This is a genomic window from Mucilaginibacter sp. (assembly GCF_036383575.1).
GTDB lineage: Bacteria > Bacteroidota > Bacteroidia > Sphingobacteriales > Sphingobacteriaceae > Mucilaginibacter.
Genome location: NZ_DASVOB010000715.1, coordinates 1 through 4,686 on the forward strand (window position 1 = coordinate 1; position 4,686 = coordinate 4,686).

At 42.1% G+C, this 4,686-nt stretch carries 4 protein-coding genes; 1 reads left to right on the top strand and 3 read right to left on the bottom strand.

Going from position 1 to position 4,686, the window contains the following annotated elements:
* On the top strand, nucleotides 1–1,347 hold a 1,347-nt coding region (locus VF500_RS25695; RefSeq protein WP_330862396.1), incomplete at its 5' end, for a DUF4982 domain-containing protein.
* Between the two features lie 112 nt (nucleotides 1,348–1,459).
* Here VF500_RS25695 and VF500_RS25700 read toward each other — a convergent pair.
* The 3 genes from VF500_RS25700 to VF500_RS25710 all read right to left on the bottom strand — a co-directional run.
* Nucleotides 1,460–2,284 (bottom strand): MBL fold metallo-hydrolase, encoded by an 825-nt coding sequence (locus VF500_RS25700; RefSeq protein ID WP_330862397.1) that lies wholly within the window; start codon nucleotides 2,282–2,284, stop codon nucleotides 1,460–1,462.
* A gap of 79 nt (nucleotides 2,285–2,363) precedes the next feature.
* The gene (locus VF500_RS25705; RefSeq protein WP_330862398.1) at nucleotides 2,364–3,224 is read right to left on the bottom strand and encodes a helix-turn-helix transcriptional regulator; all 861 of its coding nucleotides are present in this window, start codon (nucleotides 3,222–3,224) and stop codon (nucleotides 2,364–2,366) included.
* Between the two features lie 426 nt (nucleotides 3,225–3,650).
* Nucleotides 3,651–4,686 (bottom strand): glycoside hydrolase family 5 protein (locus tag VF500_RS25710; protein ID WP_330862399.1); only part of this gene is annotated, 1,036 nt, incomplete at its 5' end.

Below are 4,686 nucleotides of genomic sequence, written 5' to 3' on the forward strand. Positions count from 1 at the left end.
CCCCCTTCCGAAGCCTTTTTAGATGCTTGTTACAGGCTGGGTTTATTGGTTATTGACGAGGCTTTTGATGGTTGTAGAATCGGTAAAAACAAGCACGATTATTCGGTATATTTTGATAAATGGTCGAAACTTGATCTCGAAACAATGGTGCTGCGAGACAGGAACCATCCATCGATTTTCATGTGGAGTATCGGTAATGAAGTGGTTGAGAGGAATAAACCAGAAGCCGTTGCGACCGCCAAAATGCTTGCCGGCACTGTTAAAAGCATTGACAGCACAAGACCTGTAACATCGGCAATTGTAAAGTGGGGCAATGACTGGGAATCACTGGATTCCCTTATGGCGGTTCATGATGTTTGCGGTTATAATTATCAGCTGCAAGGCGCCCCTGCAGATCATAAAAGGGTTCCTGCCCGCGTTATTTTTCAGACAGAATCATATCCGCGCGATGCTTTCGCCAACTGGAAGCTGGTACAAAACAATAATTATATCATCGGTGATTTTGTATGGACAGCGATAGATTATTTAGGTGAGTCGGGAATAGGTCGCTGGTATTATTCGGGCGATGTGCCGGGAGAACATTGGGAAAATGATTTTTTCCCCTGGCACGGTGCTTATTGCGGTGATATAGATTTAACTGGATGGAGAAAGCCCATATCACATTACAGGAACCTGCTGTACAATAATAAAGAGAAGTTATATATGGCTGTCCGCGAACCCAAACCGGAGCCATTGGAAATCAAAGAAACCTGGTGGTCGGTATGGCCTACCTGGGAAAGCTGGACCTGGCCGGGTTTTGAAGGGAAAAATATTGATGTAGAGGTATATTCAAAGTATCCGAAAGTAAGGCTGTACCTCAATGATAAACTTCTCGGTGAAAAGCCAACGACAGAAGCACAGGAATATAAAGCTACTTTTTCAGTGCCTTATACTTCCGGAAACCTTAAGGCGGTCGCTGTCGAAAATGATAAGGAAACAGCATCAGCTATTCTGCAAACTTCCAGTCATGCTGCAAAGATCAAACTAATTGCAGATCGCAAACAAATATTGGCTAATGGGCAGGATCTATCGTACGTAAGAATTGAAATAACGGATGAAAACGGCGTAATTGAACCGAATGCGGCAAATCGTTTGCATTTTAAGATTGAAGGGCAGGGTACAATAGCAGGAGTTGACAATGCCGATATAAAAGATTTTGACGCGTATACAGGCAGCTCACGCAAAGCATGGCACGGGCAGGCGATGGTAGTTATCAGGAGCAATCATAACGCCGGTGATATTAAACTTACAGTTAGTTCAGCAGATCTTTCTGAAGCGACTTTAGCTATTAAAGCAATTGGACAATAGCGCTTGTGAAGGGTTGTAATTCTGTCCGTGATACGATATACTTTAAAAGGCCCTCGCATTCAGCGAAGGTCTTTTAAAGTGCTATTAATAACGTGCACACGATAGTATTTAATCAATGTTTTTGGCTGCCAAATAGGATCGGGCTATAAATATCTATCAGCTTTGCCGCGGCGTAAGAAGGGTAGGCCGCTAACAGCGCCTGCTTGTATTCTTCCGCATTATTTGTTTTGGATAATATCTCGCTGCTCTTATCGAGGTATATCAATGCGTTGTCAATGGCAGATTTATCAGCAGGTTTTCCATGGCCGGGCAGGATGATATCATACCCTTCGTCTGCTCTAAGTTGCGTCAAAACGGTTTTCCAGCCATCAACAGGCCCCGTAACAAACGCATGAGCATTATGATAAAGCACGTCCTGGGCAATTACAATACCTAATTCAGGAAGTTTGATAACCAATGCGCTGGGTGATTCGGTATTCAAAACCCGTTCAAAGATAAACTTGATCCCGCCAATCATTTCTTCGCCAGGCTCTACCGTTTCTGTCGGAAGTGCAAGCTTGCTGGCGATAAGACCGCTCATCTGTTGTTGTTTTTCCTGCAATTGCTTTGGACCGTGTTTCAATAGTGATTCAATAATTTCCGGAAGTGCATAAACTTTTACGTCCGCAAAAGCGTCACCCATACCCAGGTAGTGATCGGGATGATCATGCGTTATATAAAAACGGGTTATAGGCTTTTGATGGCTGTCGGCCAGCGCACGAAACTCCTGGCCATATTGAGCGAAAAATTGTCCATCCACCAGAATTAATTCTTCAGGCAGTTCGATAATATGTGTCGCATTGGCAAACATTGGTGCCGGGGATACCAGCGTGTGAACCCTTACATTTCCATTGTCCTTTACTATGTAACTGGTTGCTTTTGGAAGTTGATTTGTCATCGTTTTATTTAGTTAAATATTACGATGCAAAACTACCGCTGTGAAAACCGGCAATACTATCAGTATGCTTTAGTTGTTATCAATTTGCATATTCCTGGCGATAACTGGCTGGGGATTGTTTCGTTAATGATTTAAAAAAGCGAACAAAGTTAGATGGCGCGGAAAAGTTATGTTCATAACTAATTTCCGAAATGGTTTTGCCAGTAGTTAATAAATCGCCTTTGCAGGATTTCAGCAGTTCATCATGGATTATTGACAGTGCATTTTTTCCAAAGGTTTCCTGGCATAAATGATTAAGGCGGTTTCGGTTAATACCAAGCAAATCCGCATATTGTTTAACTGTTTGCTTCATTCGTATATTCTGCCTCAAAAATTCCCTGAATTTTAGAATTTCACTGTTTCGGTAAAGATTACCCTTCAATTGATAGTGAACTGTAAAGCTTCTGTTAACCACGATAAGCAATTGATAAAGATATGCCCTCAATAAGTGATAGCTGTCGGAGGCAAGTAGATCAATTTCATGTTTGATGTTTTTCGATAGCTCAATCAATATGTCTGTTTCCTCTTTGTTTAATGGTAACGTGGCAGCAGCATCGGAGTTGCCGAAATAATAAAGCCTGTTCAGGAAATAATTATCTTTAAGAAAAGCTTCCATAAACTCTCCCTCAAATATCACAACCATGCCTTCGGGGGAACCTTGCAAGTGCCATTGCCGCGGTTGGGCGGGGGGTAATAGTAAAGCTACCGGTCCGTCAAGTTCCAGCTTGGTATCTTCCAGTAAAATGTGCCCGGCTACTTCCTTAAAGAAAAACATCTCATAAAATGAGGTTACGTGAAGTTCTTGCAACGATAAACTTCGATGAGTTATTTCGGCCACATTAAAGCAATCAATAAGCAATTCCTTGCCATATTTATTTTTATAAAAATCAAACCGGATCACATCTGTAAATTAAAAGAAGGTTTGTTAATTTAACAAACGTTGTTCAAGATGAGAAAAATAATTGAACCGGCCGGAGATGCCGTAAATCAGATCTGTTAGTCGCGAAAAAAAATGCCGGGACCTCCTGTTAAGGTCCCAGACATTTACTTATAATCAACTAACTCTTGCTTGTTTAATTTTAACTATCTGATATTGATATCATCAATAGTTACTTTAAATAACTCAACCAGGCCCGGTTCCTTTATCCAAGTCTATTGTAGATAAAGGGAAATTAGAAGTGGTTGTTTTAAAAATGCCGGGACCTCCTGTTAAGGCCCCAGGCATTTACTTATAATCAACTAACTCTCTCTATTTATGTGTCACCTGCAGGCTGGTGCAGATAGCAGGTGTGGGAATCGAGTTTTTTACGGTAAATGTGCATATGCATCAGAAACCTCCGCCTCTTTTCAACGAATCCAGTGTACGCTGGTTGCCGATTTTATTAGTTTGACGGTTAAAAACGTCACTCGCCCACAGGAAAGGCAGTACGCCGTTAGTTTTCGCCTGCTGTGTAACATATCGATAATAGTGCATTTGCGAATTTACAGACAATAACGAATCGACCGGAAAGCCTTTCAACTTGTCCGCATGATACTCTGTCCCGAATTCACCCATAATTACAGGTATACCGTGATCTACAAAGTTTACTTTTGCAGTATGGAATATGGAGTCCACATAATGTTCTTCTGTAGAAGCCGCTGAATTTCTGTCCAGGAAAAGCGGATTTTTAGTGTGGAGGCTGGCCCCCCAAAAATAATTTTCTTTTCCCCAACTTGCATCGGCACTAAGAATGCAGAAATTAGAAGGAGTGTAGTAATGAAACTCAAGAATCATTTTGTTAGGTGTCGGATCTACCGGTAACTGCACTACCTTATACACATTACTTGCTTTCAGGTATTGGTTTGCCAAATCAATTGACGTTGAAGGGGATTGAATTACGAGGGTACGATAAGTGTTTCGGCCGCCGGTACTACGCACAGCGTTGATGAACGTTTGATGATAGCGCATTAACACATTTGCTGTAGGTATATCCGTTGCGTTGGGTTCATTGGCACTTGCAAACAGTAAATGTTCGTCGAAATCCCTTAAGGTCGTAGCGATCTGTTCCCAATAAGCTTTTTGCTTGGCATTTATGGAGTCCTGTTTTGCACCTGTGGCTGTACAATCGAGCCAACCGCCGTCCCAATGGATATCGACCATTGCATACACATTATCATTGATACAGTATTGAACCACTTCCTTAAGCCGGTTGAGCCAGGCCGGATCTATTTTCGCCTTTGACCGGTCAATAATATGTGACATGTCATACTGTACAGGAATCCGGACTGCATTCATTCCGCTGTTTTTCACCAAATCAATGAGTTGCTGGCTAATCGCCGGGTTTCCCCATCCTGTTTCGCTACCGGGCGCCTCCATTGTATTA